Below are 18,842 nucleotides of genomic sequence, written 5' to 3' on the forward strand. Positions count from 1 at the left end.
CTCGACCACTTGCCCGGAGGCACCAAAAAACGCGTCGACTGAGCTGCCATCCCTTCGCGAAAAGCACATGTAGTGCCACTCGCGAAAAATTTTTAACGCAAGACTATGTTTTACAAGGAAAGTTTAAAGTAGCTGTTAAACCCGGGTTAAGCGCCTTGCCGGCCGCGGCGGCAGCGCCGCCGCGGTTTCGGGCAACTCGTGGCAACAAAAAAGGGACGCTTCGGCGTCCCTTTTTTGTTGCGCGCTGCGCGCGAGCGCGCAGCGTCTTCCAGGCGCTGAATTTACTTGGCGACCTGTTTTTCGCGGACTTCCTCGAGCGTCTTGCAGTCGATGCACAGCGTTGCCGTCGGACGTGCCTCCAGCCGCTTGATGCCGATCTCGACGCCGCAACTGGCGCAGTAACCGTAGTCGCCTGCCTCGATGGTTGCCAGCGCCTCGTCGATCTTCTTGATCAGCTTGCGCTCGCGGTCACGGTTGCGCAGTTCGATCGCGATGTCGGTTTCCTGGCTGGCACGGTCGTTCGGGTCGGCGAAGACGGTCGCTTCGTCCTGCATCGTGTGCACCGTCCGCTCGATGTCGGTGATGAGGCCGCCCTTGATGCCGTTGAGAATGGCACGGAAGTGAGCCAGCTGCTTGGCGTTCATGTATTCCTCGCCCGGCTCTGCAACGTAGGGGACGAAGGATTTTTGATCTTCTGGCATGGTCTGATGAACCCGTTGTTTTTTGCGAAAGGCGACTTAATATCAGAATCGCCGGTAGGCTGCAAGCGATGTCCCCCTCGGCATGCGTCGATGACGTTCGCCGGCACTATCGACCCGGAGGGCGCGGAGTCTTTCTGCGTCACGACGGTGGATGTCCAGTGCATCATATCAATTTTAGCGCTGTCCGGGCTTGCGTTCCGCGGAGAGTGTCGGTAGAATTCGCGCTTCTTCGGGGTGTAGCGCAGCCTGGTAGCGCATCTGATTTGGGATCAGAGGGTCGAAGGTTCGAATCCTTTCACCCCGACCAGTAAAGCAAGAACCCGAAGGTTCGGCGGGCATGTTGAACACCGCGACCCGATCGGTTGGTTTATTCAGGCCTGTGCGCCCGTAGCTCAACCGGATAGAGCACCGGCCTTCTAAGCCGGGGGTTGTGAGTTCGAGTCTCGCCGGGCGCGCCAGAACAATGGCGGCATTAGCTCAGTTGGTAGAGCACTGGATTGTGATTCCAGGTGTCACCGGTTCGATCCCGGTATGTCGCCCCAAACAAAAGCCCCGCGGACCATGGTCTGCGGGGCTTTTTTCTTGGTGCGCCCGGCGAACTTCCTAAACCTCCCACGATGCCGTGGCTGTTTTCCCAAGATGCTGGGCGGCGTGTTCACCCGGCTCCTTTCGCCCGGGAAGCCTGGCTGCGAATCGATCCGTCCGGCCCTCGCCCGTGGCCGGCACCTGAGAACTTTTCTCCGCGCTCGGCGCGACTGACAATCCTGCCTTGATTCTCCGGACACTCGGGGAGCAGGTAACGGTTTCATCGCACGGGCGAATTCTGCGACATGAAAATACCTGCCGGCGGGTAAGAAAACACCGGACCGGGATGATTGTCTGGTTTGCTGGTTTTGATAAATTATCATCAGAATCAGCATGTTGTGGTTTCGGCGTAGCACCGCGCGACGATTCGCCTCGCTCGGGGCGCGCCAGCCGTGCCGCATGCTGGGAACACTTGAGGAGTGCGGGATGGATCACTTGGGCGCCGATACGGCTTCGGCAGAGCAGGACTTCGCGGGATTTGGTGAATGGCAGGTGCTTGAATGAGCAGCATGCGCGCTGAGATCCGGCAACTCGGGCTCACGATCGCAATCGTCGAAGATGGCGCCGATCGACGTGATCTGTTTGTCGATTTCCTCTCCCGCATGGGGCATCTCGTAAGCGGCTTTGCCTTGGCCGACGATCTCGACGCTTACCTGGCGTGCACGACGCCGGACCTCATGGTGCTCGACCTCGACCTGCCGGGTGGGGACGGCTACGGCATCACGAAGCGCATGCGCGCTACCCATCCTGGCATGCACATCCTCGTGCTGAGCGCCAGTGCTGCCGTCGAAGACCGCATCCGGGGCTACGTCAGCGGGGCCGACATCTACCTGAGCAAACCCGTTTCCCCGCCCGAGCTGGCCATCGTGGTCAACAACATCGTGCGTCGGGTCAGTCACGGACGCGAGCAGGCCGCGCAAGTCAGCGTCAACCCCGCGCGCCTCGAGCTTGCCGGGCCGGCCGGCAACCTGACGCTGAGTCATCCGGAAATGCTCTTGCTCAAAACCTTGGCCGAGGCTCCCGAGCGCCAGGTTCCTTACCGGCGCCTGCAGGAACTACTGCAGCTCGACCCTGACGGGCGGAGCAAGGCCTGCCTGGAAGTCCGTGTTTCCCGCCTCAAGAAAAAGCTTCACAGCGTGGGGAGCCCCGAGCCAGCGATCAGGTCACTCTGGAAGGAGGGCTACCGCCTCTGTGCGCCGGTGCGCATGATCTCCTGAGGCCGCGCGCAGCCGGGAGGCTTACCCCGGCCGATGCTGGCTGCCTTGCGCATCTTCGTCCTTCACAACAAGCCCTCCTCGATGGCGATCTTGGTCAGACCGGCGACGCTGCGGATGTCGAGTTTGCGCATCAGGTCGCGGCGATGGGTGTCGACGGTGTCGGTGGATATGTTCAGCTGTCTGGCGATTTCGGCCGAGGTCAGGCCCGAGGCGACCAGGCGCAGGACTTCCTTCTGCCGGCGGGTCAGGCTGGCGAGCGGGCTGGCCTCGCCAGCCGCTGAGGTGCTCACCCGTTCGCCGCGCTGGTTGAGCGCCTCGTGCATCAGGCTCGTGATCTGGCGCAGGAGGTGTGCAGATTCATTTTCCAACTGCTTGCGATGACTGATGTCCTGGGACGTCCCGGTCATGCGCAGCGCTTGTCCGTGTCGATCGCGCGCAACGACCTTGCCGCGATCGAGAACCCAGACCCAGTGCCCTTCCAGATGGCGCAGGCGGTATTCCACTTCGAAGCTCGCCTTATTGCCGTCGAGATAATCCTGCAAGGCGGCACAGACCGCGTCGGTGTCTTCCGGATGAACGTTCTGCAGCCAGTCGTCGTAGCTGTTCAGCGTAGTTTCCTGCTCGCGTCCGACCATGGCGAGCGCGCGCTCATCGAATAGGACGCCGCCGGCGCGGATGTCCCACTCCCAGAAGCCCAGGCCCGCTGCGGTCAACACCTGGTCAAGGCGCCTTTCACGTTCCCTGAGCAGGGCCTCCGCATGCTTGCGTTCGCTGATGTCGACCAGGGTGATGATCAGCAGGTCTTCGATGAGCACGGCGCCGAGCAGGGCGTCGCAGCAGTGGCCATCACGGCAGCGCAGCCGGATTTCCCTCTGTTCGGGTAGGCCGGGTTGTTGCTGCAGGCGGGCCAGGCCTTCCTGCCAGGATGACTGATCGATTTCGTCACCGTCGGCCGGTGTCAACTGGAGCAACCGGGTCAAGGACCCAAGATCGGTGATCGAGTAGCCCAGCATCTTCGAAAACTGCTGGTTCAGGTAAAGGAGAGGCCAGTCTCCGGTGAAATTGCAGCAGGCCAGCGCGACCGGGACCGAGTCGAGGATGCGCCGTAACAGGGACTCCTTGGCAAAAAGCCGGTGCTGCCGGTTTTCCTCGAGCAGGCTCAACTGACTTTCGATCAGCGCCTGCATCTTCGACATCAGGGAAACGATTTCCGGTGAGTAATGGTTTTCCTTGTCGTCGAGGACGCAGAGCGTGCCCAGGATGCCGCCATCGGGCAGGTGAATCGGAAAACCGAGGTAGGAGACCAGGCCAAACTTCAGGTCGGGGTTGTCATCCCAGTCCGGGTCCCCGAGGGCATCCGGGACCAGCAGATGTTGACCGCGCTTGATGACGTTTTCGCAATAGAGGCCGGAGCCATCAAGGTGCTCCCGCTCGCCGACGTGATAAGGATTGTTTTCCGTCCGGCTGGCGACGAGGACGGCGATGTCCTCCTCGACGACCCGCATCACCAGCCCGACCTTGACCCCGGTCATGCGGACGATCAGGTCGACGATGGATTGCCAATCTTCGAGCAATTCTCCGGGCAATTGGGGAGTGCGTATCGGTTTCATCTTTGGCGGGCACATGCTCTGGCGAAAAAATACCCGCCGGCAGGTAAGAAAACACCGGATCGGGCTGATTTTCTGTCGTCTTTATTCTGATAAATTTGGAAGATAATCAAAAACTTATTGGCCCTAGATTAGCACAAGCCGCCGGTTTGCCGAACGCCAGCTCGATAAGTCCCGACGGCAAAACATATTGGCATCTCGTAAGCGCTCAAAGAGCCCGGAATGGATCACTTGCTCATCAACGATGACTCGCCGACTTCGGCAGACCGGACGGTCGCCAGGTCCGCAGGCCATGTCAGCCTCCCTGCCGGGAAAGGCGCTCCGACGGAGCCTGCTTTCCAGTTCCTCCCGCGTCGGCAAGTCGAAGAAATTCTCGGCCCGGTCGCTGGCGTCGAGGCTGCCCTGCGTCTTGTAGGTCACGATGATGAGGCGCTGATCGTGGTCACGGTGGTCGACAGCAAAACAAAGCAGGTGTTATGCCATTTCCCCATCAAGGGGTGCCCGTGATCGGGCGCGGCCTCCCGAGCAGCGGAAGGGATTCCTCATCAGGCCAAAACCATGGAAAGCAGCATGCCCACGAGCACTCTTTCGGTCAGCCGGACAATCCTGGTCGTCGATGACGATGCCCTCTTCCGGGGCTTGCTGGAAAAGCTCCTGCACCAACTTGGACACCGCGTGCTGCTGGCTGCCGATGGCGAAGCCGCGCTTGCCTGTCAGACGGCCGATTTGCCGGACATCGTCCTGATGGACGTGGTGATGCCCGGCATGGGGGGGATCGAGGCGACCCGGCGCCTCAGGGCGATGAACGGCAGGCTGCCCATCGTCCTGATTTCGGCGCAGGGCGACGACGATTCGCGCATCCAGGGACTGAGTGCTGGTGCCGACGACTACCTGTACAAACCGCTGAAGCTGCCGCTGCTGCAGCACAAACTGGCCAGGATCGAGCAATTGCTGGCCGAACGGCAACAACTCGATGGCGCCATGGCGCAGCTACGCCGCAACGCCAGCGTTTTCGATGTCTCGCGCGATGGCATGGTGATCACCGATGCGCGCAGGAAAATCCTCGATGTCAATCGGGCGTTCTGCGAAATCACCGGCTACACCCGCGACGAACTGATCGGCAATAGCCCCGGACAACTGAGGTCGGGACTGACCCCCGCCGCGGTCTATGCCGACATGTGGCAAACCCTGCACACGACCAGGCATTGGCGCGGCGAAGTCACCAATCGCCACAAGGATGGCGAGGTCTACCGGGAACAACTCTCGATCTCGGCGGTGCACGACGAAGCCGGGGAGATCACCAGTTACGTCGGCATCATCAATCGCATCAACAAACTGCGCGACGACATCGTCACCGGCCTGCCCAATCGCCATCAACTCGCCGAGCGCCTGAACCGGGCGATTGCCCGGAATCGGCGCAGGCAAGGCAGCCTGGCCTGCCTGGTGCTGGGCCTCGATCGCTTCAGCGCCGTCAACGCCAGTCTCGGACACGCAGCGGGCGACCTTGTCCTGCGTGAAGCCGCACGCCGCCTGGGCGGGGCGCTGCGCGCCTGCGACACGCTGATTCGATCCGGAGGTGACGAATTCACCCTCATCCTCGGTGAGTTGCCGGACAGCCTGTGGGTCGACGATCTGGTGCACGATCTCCTGCATGGCCTGGCGCAAGCCTTCGTCGTGGGCAGCGAAAGCATTCATCTCAGCGCCAGTGCCGGCCTCGCCTTTCACGCGGGCGGCAGCGCGCAGCCGGGCGACCTCCTGCAGCACGCCGAGATGGCCATGCGCGCTGCCAAGGCGCTGGGCGGGAATCGCTGCGAATATTTCCAGCCGTCGATGCGGGAAGAGGTGCTCGAAAGAAGGCAGTTGAGCGAAGGTCTCAGGCAAGCCCTCGACCTGGAACAGTTCTTCCTGCTCTTCCAGCCGATCGTCAGCCTCGAGAGTGGCAAGATCCGCAAGGCCGAGGCGCTCCTGCGCTGGCGGCATCCGCAACGAGGCCTCGTCGGTCCTGCCACCTTCATCGCCCTCGCCGAGCAGACGGGCCTGATCCACGACATCGGTTGCTGGGTCACGCGCCAGGCGATCGCTGCTCTGCCCGCGCTGCGCGAACGCTGCCCGGAGTTTCAGGTCAGCGTCAACGTCTCGCCAGCCCAGTTTCAGGCCCCCGCTTTCGCCATCGACGTCCATCGTCGCGAACTGGCTGCGCAGGGGCTACCCGGTTCGGCGCTCGTTCTCGAAATCACCGAAGGGCTGCTGCTCGACGGCAACGCCCGGGTCAGGGAGCGTCTGCACGAATGCCGCAGCGCCGGCATGCAGGTGGCCATCGACGACTTCGGCACGGGCTACTCCTGCCTCTCGTACCTGAACCAGTTTGCCACCGACTACCTGAAGATCGATCGCTCCTTCGTGCGCCACTTGCGGCCGGACAGCCGGGAACTGAGCCTGTGCGAGGCGATCATCGCCATGGGCCACAGCCTTGGCCTGAGGGTGGTGGCCGAAGGCGTCGAGACCCTGGAACAGCATCGTCTGCTGCGCCGAGCGGGCTGTGATTTTGCGCAGGGCTACCTGTACGGGCGGCCGATGTCCCTGCCGGACCTGCTCGACCTTTTGCAACAGGAGCATGAGCCAGCCGGAAGCATTGGCAACCGTGAACGGCTGCAAGCGTCCCGCACTTTCAATTGCCGGCTGTCGGCCTCATGAAGACCCCATGAAACCTGCAAATGATCGCACTCCCGCGCATGGCGAGTTCCGGAGGAATGAAGGCCATGACGAAGGCGAGGCGCCGTCCGGAAAAGAAGATGAATGATGTTTGAGATCGCGATCGTGTGCCTGCCCCTGATGAGCTGCTGCGGCATTGTCGTGGCTCGCCTGGGCAGTGGGCAGTCCTGCCAGGGTGACTGCAATCAAGGGCGGAAATGCACTTGCGCCCGACCAACAGGCCATCCGGGGTCGCATCGTGCCGCGCAAAGTCGCTGCTCTTCGCGCGCGCTCGACTCACTTCAGGGGGTTCCGAGAAACAGGTAGAGGCTCGACGCGCCCGTGTCGGAGCGGCCGTAGCCGAGATACACCGGACCCAGCGGCGTCTCGCCACCGAGATAGATCGACAGCGAATTCATCCACCCGCTGAGCCGGGTCTCCGTCAGTGGCTGGCCGACCTTGCCGGTTTCGAGGGCGATGCCCGCGCGCAGGTCGCCGCGCAGTCCCAGCGGCAGGCGACCGATGATCTTTTCAAGGCGCAGGCCGGCATAGCGGATGTCGTCGCCAATGAGTTGATTCAGCGCGAATCCGGCCAGATTGTTCAGGCCGCCCAGCGTCGCGGCATCGTGGACGGGCAGGCTGCCTCTGGCCGAGCCCTGGTAGCCGAGCCTTCCATTCAGCACGTAGTCCCCGAAGGATTCGGCCGCCTTCACCTCGGCCAGCAGCTTGCTGTAGCCTGCGCCCGACGAGTTGAAATAGCCCAGCCGGGAAGACCAGCCCTCGGTCGGAAAATAGAGCCGATTCATCTGGTCGAGATCGATCCCGGCGTACACCCCACCCCAGGATTTGTTCGTGGTTTCGGGGTAGGCCGCCGTCGGCAGTCCGGTATCGAGCTTCGCCTCGACCCAGCGCTGCCGCCAGCCGACACGCAACTGGCCGAGCAGGCCGACATTGACGCCGGCACCGACCGACACGTTGCGCTGCGTCTTCGCGTACTCGGCGAACTTCTCGTCGTCCTGATAGACGCCGAAATTCTCCCGGGCGTAGGAGGCCGAAGCCTCGACGAAATAGCGTTGTCGGGGATCCAGCGGCTGATACAGGTCGACGCCCACGGCGTTCCTGCGGCCGATTTCGGCGGCCGCGAGCAGTTCCCCGCCGAAGGTGTTGAGCCAGGTTTTGTGGTGGGCAGCGCGCAGTGTGAAGGACGAGTCCTGCTTGAAGTCCGAGTAGAGGCTCACGCCAAAGCGCATGTAATCGGGCCCCCAGCTCTTTTCCACCGGCAAGACGCGCAGGATGTGGCGGTCGCGCTCGCTGAGCAGCGAATAGTCGATGCTTTCGTACCAGCCGTCGCCGTAGGCGCGCAACATGTCCTGATTGAGCCGTGCGGCGTCGATCCGGTCGCCAGGTCTGACCCGCAGATGTCGTTCGAGCGCCGCCGGATTGATCGTCTTCAGTCCGGCGACCTGGATTTCGTCGATGCCTGGCGCTGTCTGCCGGGAATAGGCAAGTTTCTGCGACCACGCCGCGTAGCGCTCCTCGCTCACCGAAAACGCCTTGAGCCGATCCGCGATGACTTCCGCTGCGACCCTGCCGCGATCGGCCGTCTCCGAGGTCCTGGAGAAATCGCCAGCGCTGATTCCTTCCAGATCGGGCTTGATGTAGATGTCGCCCGCTTGCAGCGAGGCCAGCGAATGGGTGACGTTCTGTTCGGTGAGGATATTGACCATCTGCATCGAGACGGTGAGCAGCGAGCCGACCTCATCCGCCTTCAGCAGCGGCGAACCGACGTTGACGGCGATGACGATGTCGGCCCGGCAACGTGCGCGCGCTTCGGCAATCGGCAGGTTGTCGACCAGTCCGCCATCGACCAGTTTGTGACCCTGGTGCTCGACCGGCGCCATCATTCCCGGAACCGACATGCTCGCGCGCATCGCCTTGGTCAGACTGCCGTCACGAAAGACGACCTTTTCGCCGTTGCCGATGTCGGTGGCGATGATCGACAGCGGCAAGGGCAGCGACTCTATGCTGCGCTCGCCCAGGTCCGAACCCACCAGGCGGTTGAAGAACAGCTTGATCTTCTGTCCCGACACCACGCCGCGCTGATAAGCGACCCCCTTCTCGCCGACGCCTGTTTCCGAGCCGGGCATGAAGCGCGTCGAAATCTCCTTGTTGCGGTAGTTGATTTCGGAATACGGCGGGTTGTCCTGGAACATGTCGTTCCAGTCGGCCTTCGCCAGTTCGCTGCGCATCTCGGCAGGGGAGAGGCCGGCGGCGTAAGCACCGGAAACCAGCGCCCCCATGCTGGTTCCCGCGATGCAATCGACCGGAACGCGCAGCCTTTCCAGTACTTCGAGCACACCGATGTGCGCCGCTCCACGCGCACCGCCGCCACCGAGCACCAGGCCGATGCGCGGACGCGTCGCTTCGCTGGCTTGTGCCAGCGAGGCGATGAGCAGCAGGGCGGCCAGCCCAAGCCTGCAAATGCGGGATCTGCCGTTCATGTATCACCCGCTCCCCGGGCACTTCGAGTTTCGCCGGTTTTCCTGCCTGTCGATGGGCGGCCGAACGGGGACTTTTCTCCTGCTGCCCGGAAGCCCGCCCGCAGGAAGCATGCAGGCGATCGGCTCCTTCAAGCTCACAGCGGCAGGGAAAGCGTGAGCCAGACGTTCCAGCCGTCAGGGCGGTGGTTCGCGCCGAACTCGTGGTAGCCCTTGAGGTTCACATAGGCCTGCTTGTCGCCGAGCGCAAAGAGGTAGCCCAGCTGCGGCCCGATTCCCGCGACCCGCGACTTGAAGTCGCCGAAGCGTGCGCCGGCGCCGCTGTCCCCCGAGAGCTGATCGTAGAAATAGCCGACCAGTCCGACATGCCAGCGCGGGGAGAGGAACTGCGAGGCGCCCCAGTCCATGTGGGCGTCGACGCCGTTCCGGTAGTCGGTGTCGGGGTTCTCGAAGTTCCAGGTTAGGCCTGCCACCACCGAGAACTCGCGGCCGCTGCTCCGGTTGAAGTAGGTGTAGCCGCCACCCGCATCGATCGACCAGTGATTGCTGCCGAGGTTGGCGAGGCGGCCGGTCCGGTAGCTGCCCACCGGAACGCCGAGCATGCCGTAGGCGAGGTAGTTGTGCTTGCCGTCGTTCCAGCGCAGTGAGGCAGAGGGAAAGAGATCGCCGAACGCCGTCAGCGAATCGTCCCCGGACAGCAGCGTCCTGCCGCGCGGCCCGGTGAGCGTGCCGGAAACCTCGGAGTGGCCGTAGATGCCCGCCACACTGAGCGCCGCCTGTCCGCCGAGCACGGGGTCGGCGAAGACATAGGTCGGCACCAGCATGAGGAGGTCGAGCTGGGCGTCGAGGCCGGCCGTGAACCCGCCGCCGATCGGGAATTGCCTGGTGGCGCTCGCATCGACGGAGGTGCGGTAGTAGATGGCTCCCAGCGACCAGCCCGGCGCCGCCGGTGTTGCCGCGAGGCTGCCGTACATGCCGGGTAGCCAGACGCCCATCCCGCCCTCGTCGGCCCGCACCGTCGGCGCGGCGAGGCCGAGCGCCGTGCCGGCAAGGAGCGCGAGCGTCGCGGACAGGCAGCGGTTCTGCCTGCTGCGTTTCGTCTTCATGATTGCTTCACCTCGTCATTGAGCCTGATCAACAGCGGTCCCTTGATCGCATCCATCACGTACGAGGCCGGCAGGCCCATTGCCAGCAGTTGCGTCATTGCGCGCAGGTACTTGCGGATGTGGAGGAAGAACTTCCTGTATCCCGCGCAGAGGTAATGCAGTCCCGCTTCGCCCTCGGGGGTGGTCGCGAAGCGATGCTTCGGACAGCCGCCGCGGCAGGCTGCCACGACTTCACACTGCCTGCACGCGCGTGGCAGCGCAGTCTCCTTGGCGACGCCGAAACCGGAGCGTAGCGAGCGTTCGATCATGTCCGGCAGTTGATCGGTGAGGATGTTGCCGAGCCGCCATTCCGGATAGACGTAGTGATCGCAGGCATAGACATCGCCGTTGTGCTCGATCGCGAGCGAGCGGCCGCATTGCTGCGCGTGGATGCAGACGGGCGAGGGGTTGCCGATCCAGGCATTGAGCGCCCATTCGAAGTTCATGACGAAGACCTTGCCCACGTCGTGGCAAACCCAGTCCTCGAAGACGGAGATCATGAAGTCGCCGTAGTCCTCGGGAAGCACCGACCACGGGGTCACCGCGGTCTGCTCGGCGGGCCGGTCCGGCGACGCGGGGCTTGCGAGTTTCAGGCCGTGGCGGAGGCTGCGCGCGTCGGGCTGGCGCTCGACGACCGGCGAGAACTGGATGAACTCGACCCCCTCGTCCTTCAGGAAGCGGTACACCTCGAGCGGCCGCCTGGCCGTGTCGCGGGCGACGCAGGCGAGCACGTTGTAGCGCACCCCGTGCTTCTGCAGGCGCCGGAGCCCCTGCATCACCCGTGCGAAGCTCCCGGCGCCTTTCCGGTCGCGGCGATAGCGGTCGTGGATCGCCTGCGGGCCGTCGAGGCTGATGCCGACCGTGAAGTCGTGCTCCTTCAGGAAAGTGCACCATTCGTCGTCGAGCAGGGTGCCGTCGGTCTGCAGCGAGTTGGCGATCGTCTTCCGGTCCGCATGGGACTGCTGCAGTTCGACCACGCGGCGGAAATAATCCACCCCGAGCAGTGTCGGCTCGCCGCCCTGCCAGACGAATTCGACCACCGGCGTCGGCTGGGAGGAGACGTACTGGTCGATGTAGGCGCGCAGGACCTCGTCCGGCATGCGCCAGCGCTCGCCGGCGCCGAACAAGGCCCGCTTTTCCAGGTAGAAGCAGTATTCGCACTTGAGGTTGCACGCCGGCCCGATCGGCTTGGCCAGGACGTGCATGCCTTGTGGCTGATCAGCTGCGCTCATTGTGTTGCCATCGCCTGCTGCTCCATGTCCTGCAGTCTCTGCCGATCCGCGGCACGGAGTCCGGCTTCCCCGAGCTTCACCTGCACCTTCTCGATCTCGCCCGAGAATGTGAATGGGACGTCGTAGTCCAGGTTCACGGGTGTCCCCGTGTCGGCGCCGACGTCGAAGGTTTCATCCAGTGAGTAGCGGAACGGGGTGGTGCGCTCGATCCGCCCCTTGGCGACCTCCTGGCCGTCAACGCTGAGGGTGGCGGTACCGCCCTTGCCGACGCCGCCTCCGTCATAAGCGAAGTCGACGACGACGCTGTGCCTGCCCGGCGACAGCGGATCCCTGGCGGCGACGCGGTAGTGGGCGACGTTGGCCAGGTTGTAGTGGAACACCGGCCTGCCATTCTCGAACAGCAGTGCGTAGCCGCCGGACAGTCCGCCGTGGGTGACGACGACGCCTCGTTCGCTGCCGGTCGGCAGGACCACGTTCGCGGCGATGCGGTAGGACTTGTTCTTGATGTCGGGGGCCGCCGCTTCGGGAATGCGGGTGACGCTCCCGTAGTAGCTGAACTCGCTGCGTCCGCGGGTGAGGCTCGGGCGCGATGCCGGGTCGAGGCGTTCCATGCCACGGTCGTCGAGCGGGAGCACGCCATACCTGGCGGCCTCGGCGTAGAACAGGAGCTGCAGTTCGCGCAGCTTGTCGGGGCGCTTGTCGGCGAGGTTGATCGCCTCGCTGAAGTCTTCAGCGACGTGATACAGCTCCCACTTGGGGTCGCTGATCACATCGAGCAGCGGACGTTTGCTCGTGTCCTCCCAGATCGCCGCCGGTGGCGTGATGCAGGCTACCCAGCCATCGTGATAGATGCCGCGCAGGGAGAAAATTTCAAAATACTGCGTGCGGCGCGTGGAAGGGGCGTCGGGCTGGTCGAAAGTGTAGGCCATGCTCACCCCCTCGATCGGTTTCTGCGCCACCCCGTTGACCGAGGAGGGCTGCTGCAAGCCGGTGACTTCGAGGAGGGTCGGCACAATGTCGATGGTGTGGTGCCACTGCGAGCGGATGCCGCCCTGATCCCTGATCCGCGCCGGCCACGAGATGACCATGCCGTTGCGCGTGCCGCCGTAGTGCGAGGCCACGGCCTTGACCCATTGCATCGGCGTGTTCATCGCGTGCGCCCAACCCACCGGATAGTGGTTGTGCGTCTTCCAGGTGCCCAGGTCGTCCTTGTGCTTGAGGACCTCCTTGTAGTCTTCCGGGATCATGTTCATGAAGGCCATCTCGTTGAGCGAGCCCTGCAGTCCCCCCTCGCTGCTGGCGCCGTTGTCGCCGACCATGTAGACGACCAGCGTGTTGTCCATCTGGCCCATCTGCCCGATCGCGTCGAGGACGCGGCCGACGTTGTAGTCGGTCTGCGAAAGATAGCCGGCGTAGACCTCCATCATGTAGGCGTAGAGCTGCTTCTGCTCGGCATTGAGCGAGTCCCAGGCCGGTATTCCGCGTGTGCGCTCGGTCAGCTTCGTGTTGGCCGGGACGATGCCCAGCTTCTTCTGCCGGGCGAAGGTCTGTTCGCGCAGTCGGTCCCAGCCCTGGTCGAACTGGCCCTTGTATTTCGCGATCCATTCCTTCCTGGGCTGGTGCGGCGAGTGGGTGGCTCCGGGCGCGTAGTAGAGGAAGAAAGGCTTGTCGGGGGCCACGGCCTTCTGGTTGCGCACCCATTCGATGGCCTGATCGGCCATGTCGTAGTCGAAGTGGTAGTCCGGCTTGCCGAGGTAGGGCTCGATCGGCTTGGTGCCGTCGAACACGGCGGGGCGCCACTGGCTGGTCTCGGCGCCGACGAAGCCGTAGAACTTGTCGAATCCGAGCCCGGTCGGCCAGCGATCGAAGGGCCCGGCCTGGCTCGTCTGCCAGTCGGGCACGTTGTGGTTCTTGCCGAACCAGGCGGTGTTCCAGCCATGCTGGCGCAGCATCTCGGCAATGGTCGCGGTGTCCTTGCCCATCAGGCTGTCGTAGCCCGGGAAGCCGGTGGCAAATTCCGTGATGTTGCCGGTATGCACCGAGTGGTGATTGCGTCCGGTGAGCAGGGCGGCGCGGGTGGGCGAAGAAAGGGCGGTGGTGTGGAACTGGTTGTAGCGCAGTCCGCGCTGCGCCAGGCGCTCGAGGGTCGGCGTGTCGATCGGGCCGCCGAAGGTGCTGGAGGCGCCGAAGCCGACGTCGTCGAGCAGCACCACCACGATGTTGGGCGCGCCCTGAGGCGCGTGCACCTGCTGCGGGAAGTCGGGCGTCGAGTCCTTGGTGCTCAGCCCGATCTGCCCCTTGAAGGGGGCGGGCGGTGCGGGGAGTACCTCCTGCGCTGCGGCGCCGCCACCCAGCAGCGTCCCTGCCGCCAGTGCCGATCCCGTCGCGGTCAATGCGGCGGCACGCCGCAAGCTTGCTCTCTGCTGGTTCATGACTGATCCTTCCGCTATGAGGATTCGAGCTTGGCCGGTCAGGTCCCGGGCGGGACTTTACTTCCGCGTTTTGCGGGACTTCTGTTTGTCATAGTTGCTGAGCTTTGAACTTTCAAGCCTGCAACCCGCTCGTCGCGTTGACATCGATGCAGGGCAAGGGCGGGCAGCGGGCCGCGGGACGGCGCTTGAGTGAGTCCAGGCAGGTCTCGACGAGCCGCTCCAGGCACGTTCTAGACGCCCGGCGGGATCTTGGCGGCCATCATCTTCTTGCGCTCGATCCTGCCCCCGTCGACGATGAAGCTTCCGTCACCCACCGCGTGAAACGTGCGCTTCTCCTCGCGTTCGCCATCGATCCAGGCGGCAACGCCCTGCAAGACGACGATGTTGTGCCGGGTGATGATGTCGATCACCTTGCACTCGATGTTGGCGAGGCACTCCTTGATCAAGGGCGGCCTGACCAGCGTGGACGGCACGGGGGTGAGCCCGAACCTGGCAAACTTGTCCGTGTCGGCCCCCGAGCAGGTTCCGATGCCGACCACCTTGTCCAGCAGGTCGACGCCGGGAACGGCAATGACGCACTCCCGCTGCTTGAGCAAGGCGGCGAAGGAGTGATTCCACGGGCCCGTGGTGAGCGCAAACAGCGGTGTGAAATCGACCACCATGGTCCAGGAGATGGTCATGACGTTGGGGCCTTGTCCGTCGTGGGTGGTCACGAGTACCACCGGCCCCGGTTCGATCAGCGTGAAAGCCTTGTTCAGGTCCAAGGGCTGCATGCGGGCACCTCCGGGTCGTGCTGACCTCGCCCGAGCGAGGGGGAGATTCGCCGCCGGCAAGGACCGGCATTCAGCTTTGGCGGGACTGCGGCAGGCTTGCCGAAATCATAGCAGCGGGGCCGGGGTTAATCACATGGCATTTGTGCGGGTGCTCGCCACGGGAGCGGGCAAGGGACGCTGCAGCGACATGCCCAGCCGCGGCAGCTGTTCGGTCCCCTCAGTTGGCCGCAGCCGCGCTGCGCCGGTATAGCCTGAACTTCTCGTTACGGTCCCCCGGTCGCGAGCCTTCCCAGACCTTGCTCCATGCAGGCCCAGGCGAAACCACCGTGCCGCGTCCGGATCCCTGCACCAGCAGGAGGTCGCAGCGGCGTCCTGCGGCCGATTCGCGCGGGACGGTGACGATGCCGGCGAAGTAGTCGAGCGACGCGCGTTGCGCTTCGCCGAGTCCGGCGCCGGCGATGCAGCCGTGTCCGGCCGGCAGCGCCCGGGCCAGCGCCTGCGCCAGCGGTCGGTAGGTCTTGCCGTAATCGACCCAAGGCAGCCACAGGGTGCTCGCCAGCAGCCAGAACAGCGTGACGCCGGCTGCCCAATGCGTCATGCCGCGGAAAGGCGAGCGCGCGCTGGTGACGATCAGCCACAGCCAGGCGAGGCAGGCGAGCACGGCGACGGCGAACGCCAGCCCGTCGAAGCTGCCGACGAAGCCGGGTTCGAGACGGACCACCTGCTTGGCCAGCCGTGCCGGCAGCCCGAACACCATCGCGCTCCAGCCCGCCCAGAGCAGGGCGGCGAGGAGGGTGAAGGTGATCATCGCGAACCAGTCGAAGCCATTGGCGGCACCGCGGCGCAGCGAGGAGACGCCGGGGACGGCGAGCAGCACCAGCGGCGGCAGCAACAGCAGCGCCGGCACGCTTCGTGCCTCCCAGGTGAAGCACAGCCCCAGCCAGAGCAGGACGAAGCCGGCGAGCGGCAGCGCCAGTTCCGGCGTCGCCAGCTGGCGACGCTTCGACCAGAGTGTCCAGGCGGCAAGCGGCAAGGCCGGCCACGCGTACCAGGGCAGCAGGTTCAGGTAGCCGAGCGCGTTGGCGAGGGGACGCTGCGGACTGCCGAACTGGGCGAGTTCGGCAGCAAGCCACGCGGCCAGCCAGGCCGGGTGCTGGATCGCCAGCGGCAGCAGCCACAGCGCGAGCAGCGCGAGCGCGAGCAGCAGGCCGGCGAGGAGTGCGGGTCCGGTCCTCCGCTTTGCCTCGCTCAGCGCGAAGGCGATCAGCGCAACCGGCAGCAGCACGGCCATCGCGGCCAGTCCGCCGCCGAGGACGCCCACGCCGAGGGCCGCGCCGAACGCGGCGCCTGCCGCCCACGGGCGCCGGTCGAGCATTGCCAGCGCCCAGTAGGCGGCGGCGTGCGCCGCGAGTGGCAGCAGCATCGGCTGGATCTCGTGCGTGTGGATGAGGAAACCGATGCTGCCGGCGAGGATCAGCGGCGCGGCGACCGCGTAGTCACGGCCGTGCAGCGCGCGCGCAGCCAGATGGGTGAAGCCGAGGATGAGCAGCGAGAAAGCGGCGCTGGTCAGCCGCACCGCATCGTGCAGCGGCAGCAGGCCGGCGCCGAGCCAGGCGACGAGTTGGCCGAGTGTCGCTGCGATCCAGTAGTAGAGCGGTGCCTCTAAGGTCGGCTGTCCGGCGATCGACGGAGTCAGCCAGTGCCCGCGCAGGAGCATGTCGCGGACGACACCGAACGCCGCCGCATCGTCGACCTTCCACGGGTCGTGGCCGATCAGTCCGGGCAGCAGGTAGAGCGCGAGCAGGACGGCCAGTGGCCAGCCGCGCGGCGGCAGCGTGATGCCCTGCAAGCGTGGTGGTCGGGGGAATTCCGGCATGGCCGAATTATCGTCGATTTGTTGCCGTCGCTGGTGGCAGTCCGGTCAGCGGCAGCGCGCCACCGCCTCCGGCCGCGGCGCAACGAAAAAGGCAGCCCTGGGGGCTGCCTTCACGTTTTCCGGCGATTCGGGGGCAGGAACTGCCCCTGGGCTTGCCGGAGGTGCCTTCCGTCTTGTCGGGAAGGCGTGCCGAATCAGGAAGACTTGCGCATTGCGCCGTACTTCTGGTTGAACTTCTCGACGCGACCGGCGGTGTCGACGATCTTCTGCTTGCCCGTGTAGAACGGATGGCAGGCAGCGCAGACTTCGATGTTCAGCGCCTTCTTCATCGTCGAGCGGGTGGTGAAGGTGTTGCCGCAGGAGCAGGTCACCTGGATTTCGTTGTAAGCGGGATGGCCGTCAGTCTTCATGGCTTGGTCTTTCTCTCGTTCGGTTCTGCCGGCGCACGCGGCGGATTCAGTGAAGCCCGTGATTATCCGGGTTTTTTCGGCCGGACGCAAGGCCGGCATTCCGGCCGATTATCGGGCAGGGTGGGTAGGGAGATGCGGTTCAGCGACGCATCGCGTCGAAGAACTCGCCGTTGTTCTTGGTCGAGCGGATCTTGTCGAGCAGGAATTCCATCGCGTCGAGGTCGTCCATGTTGTAGAGCAGCTTGCGCAGCACCCACATCTTCTGCAGCACGTCGGGCTTCAACAGCAGTTCCTCGCGCCGGGTGCCCGAGCGATTCACGTTGATCGCCGGATACACGCGCTTCTCGGCCATGCGCCGGTCGAGGTGGATTTCCATGTTGCCGGTGCCCTTGAATTCCTCGTAGATCACCTCGTCCATGCGGCTGCCGGTGTCGATCAGCGCGGTGGCGATAATGGTCAGCGAGCCGCCTTCCTCGACGTTGCGCGCGGCGCCGAAGAAGCGCTTCGGCTTCTGCAGGGCATTGGCGTCGACGCCGCCGGTGAGCACCTTGCCCGAAGCCGGCTGCACCGTGTTGTAGGCGCGCGCCAGGCGCGTGATCGAGTCGAGCAGGATGACCACGTCCTTCTTGTGCTCGACCAGGCGCTTGGCCTTCTCGATCACCATTTCGGCGACCTGCACGTGGCGCGTCGCCGGTTCGTCGAAGGTCGAGGCGACCACTTCGCCGCGCACCGAGCGCAGCATCTCGGTGACTTCCTCGGGACGCTCGTCGATCAGCAGCACGATCAGCATCACGTCCGGGTGGTTCGCCGTGATCGCGTGCGCGATGTGCTGCATCATCACTGTCTTGCCGCTCTTCGGGCTGGCGACGAGCAGACCGCGCTGTCCCTTGCCGATCGGCGCGATGATGTCGATGACGCGGCTGGTGATGTTTTCCTCCGCGCGCATGTCGCGTTCGAGGCGCAGGTGCTCGTCGGGGTGCAGCGGCGTCAGGTTCTCGAACAGGATCTTGTTCTTGCACGCCTCGGGCGGCTGGCCGTTGATGCGGTCGACCTTGACCAGCGCGAAGTAGCGTTCGCCTTCCTTCGGCGTGCGGATCTCGCCCTCGATGGTGTCACCGGTGTGCAGGTTGAAGCGGCGGATCTGGCTCGGGCTGACGTAGATGTCGTCGGTGCTGGCCAGGTACGAGGTGTCGGGCGAGCGCAGGAAGCCGAAGCCGTCCGACAGCGTTTCCAGCGCGCCGTCGCCGTAGATGGTCTCACCCTTCTTGGCCTGGTTCTTCAGGAGAGCGAAGATCAGCTCGTGTTTGCGCAGGCGGTTGGCACCCTCGATATTGTTGGCGACTGCCATCTCGAGAAGTTGGCTGACGTGCAGAGCTTTTAGTTCGGAGAGGTGCATGGGAGGTCGAACGGGAAGAGGGTGAGGATGCGGGCGGGGGAGGCGACTCGCGGCCGGGCTTTCTGCTCGTGTCGGGACGACAGGCCGGATCCAATCGGGACACGGTCGACACGGTCACGCCGGAAGTCGGCTGCGGGCGACGCAGGAAACAGTCTCTGGAGAGAAAAAGTGGAGTGCGAAGTGGGGATTGTCGCCGTCCTGGCCGCGCTCGTTACAGCGCAGCTCCGTGGTTACGGGGAGGCGTCAGAGCCAGGAAAAGTCGCTCTGGAGTCGCTCTGG

The 18,842-nt window shown here is 64.5% G+C and carries 13 protein-coding genes and 3 tRNA genes; 6 read left to right on the top strand and 10 right to left on the bottom strand.

From position 1 onward, the window contains the following. Positions 1-281: 281 nt before the first annotated feature. The gene (gene dksA / locus CCR84_RS00270; protein WP_201208936.1) at positions 282-701 is read right to left on the bottom strand and encodes an RNA polymerase-binding protein DksA; all 420 of its coding nucleotides are present in this window, start codon (positions 699-701) and stop codon (positions 282-284) included. Between the two features lie 230 nt (positions 702-931). Between dksA and CCR84_RS00275 the strand changes: the two genes are divergently transcribed. From CCR84_RS00275 to CCR84_RS00290, 4 genes are all read left to right on the top strand, one after another. Beyond that, positions 932-1,008: transfer RNA gene (locus CCR84_RS00275), tRNA-Pro, on the top strand. 74 nt (positions 1,009-1,082) lie between these two features. Further along, positions 1,083-1,159: transfer RNA gene (locus CCR84_RS00280), tRNA-Arg, on the top strand. Positions 1,160-1,167: 8 nt separating this feature from the next. After that, positions 1,168-1,243, top strand: a tRNA-His gene (locus CCR84_RS00285). Positions 1,244-1,786: 543 nt separating this feature from the next. Then, the gene (locus CCR84_RS00290; RefSeq protein ID WP_201208937.1) at positions 1,787-2,503 is read left to right on the top strand and encodes a response regulator transcription factor; all 717 of its coding nucleotides are present in this window, start codon (positions 1,787-1,789) and stop codon (positions 2,501-2,503) included. A 62-nt stretch (positions 2,504-2,565) separates the two neighbouring features. On the opposite strand, the gene CCR84_RS00295 is transcribed toward CCR84_RS00290, so the two are convergent. Further along, positions 2,566-4,113, bottom strand: a complete 1,548-nt coding sequence (locus CCR84_RS00295) for a PAS domain-containing protein (RefSeq protein WP_201208938.1) — start codon at positions 4,111-4,113, stop codon at positions 2,566-2,568. Between the two features lie 219 nt (positions 4,114-4,332). Here CCR84_RS00295 and CCR84_RS00300 point away from each other — a divergent pair, with 219 nt between their 5' ends. After that, the gene (locus CCR84_RS00300; RefSeq protein ID WP_201208939.1) at positions 4,333-4,617 is read left to right on the top strand and encodes a hypothetical protein; all 285 of its coding nucleotides are present in this window, start codon (positions 4,333-4,335) and stop codon (positions 4,615-4,617) included. A 63-nt stretch (positions 4,618-4,680) separates the two neighbouring features. Beyond that, a complete protein-coding gene (locus CCR84_RS00305; RefSeq protein WP_201208940.1) occupies positions 4,681-6,804 on the top strand; it encodes a putative bifunctional diguanylate cyclase/phosphodiesterase in 2,124 nt (707 codons plus the stop codon). Positions 6,805-7,103: 299 nt separating this feature from the next. Here the strand turns inward: CCR84_RS00305 and CCR84_RS00310 are convergent, their stop codons facing one another. The 8 genes from CCR84_RS00310 to rho form a co-directional block, all read right to left on the bottom strand. Next, complete coding sequence (locus CCR84_RS00310) at positions 7,104-9,302, bottom strand: patatin-like phospholipase family protein (protein WP_201208941.1); 2,199 nt, start codon at positions 9,300-9,302, stop codon at positions 7,104-7,106. A 134-nt stretch (positions 9,303-9,436) separates the two neighbouring features. Beyond that, positions 9,437-10,405, bottom strand: coding sequence for a SphA family protein (locus tag CCR84_RS00315; protein WP_201208942.1), 969 nt, complete (start codon positions 10,403-10,405; stop codon positions 9,437-9,439). Then, positions 10,402-11,676 (bottom strand): anaerobic sulfatase maturase, encoded by a 1,275-nt coding sequence (locus CCR84_RS00320; RefSeq protein ID WP_201208943.1) that lies wholly within the window; start codon positions 11,674-11,676, stop codon positions 10,402-10,404. The genes CCR84_RS00315 and CCR84_RS00320 overlap by 4 nt, the downstream gene beginning before the upstream one ends. Further along, positions 11,673-14,108, bottom strand: coding sequence for an arylsulfatase (locus CCR84_RS00325; protein ID WP_201208944.1), 2,436 nt, complete (start codon positions 14,106-14,108; stop codon positions 11,673-11,675). The genes CCR84_RS00320 and CCR84_RS00325 overlap by 4 nt, the downstream gene beginning before the upstream one ends. Positions 14,109-14,338: 230 nt before the next feature. Next, positions 14,339-14,881, bottom strand: a complete 543-nt coding sequence (locus CCR84_RS00330) for a flavin reductase family protein (RefSeq protein ID WP_201208945.1) — start codon at positions 14,879-14,881, stop codon at positions 14,339-14,341. 217 nt (positions 14,882-15,098) lie between these two features. After that, positions 15,099-16,757: an ArnT family glycosyltransferase gene (locus CCR84_RS00335; protein ID WP_201208946.1), complete on the bottom strand. Its 1,659-nt coding sequence runs from the start codon at positions 16,755-16,757 to the stop codon at positions 15,099-15,101. A gap of 194 nt (positions 16,758-16,951) precedes the next feature. Further along, entirely contained in the window at positions 16,952-17,167 is a 216-nt protein-coding gene (gene rpmE, locus CCR84_RS00340; RefSeq protein WP_201208947.1) for a 50S ribosomal protein L31, read from the bottom strand. Between the two features lie 139 nt (positions 17,168-17,306). Beyond that, on the bottom strand, positions 17,307-18,563 hold the full coding sequence (gene rho, locus CCR84_RS00345; protein WP_201208948.1) for a transcription termination factor Rho: 1,257 nt from the start codon (positions 18,561-18,563) through the stop codon (positions 17,307-17,309). Positions 18,564-18,842 lie beyond the last annotated feature (279 nt).

Origin of the sequence: Rhodocyclus purpureus (assembly GCF_016653115.1) — a bacterium.
Lineage (GTDB): Bacteria > Pseudomonadota > Gammaproteobacteria > Burkholderiales > Rhodocyclaceae > Rhodocyclus > Rhodocyclus purpureus.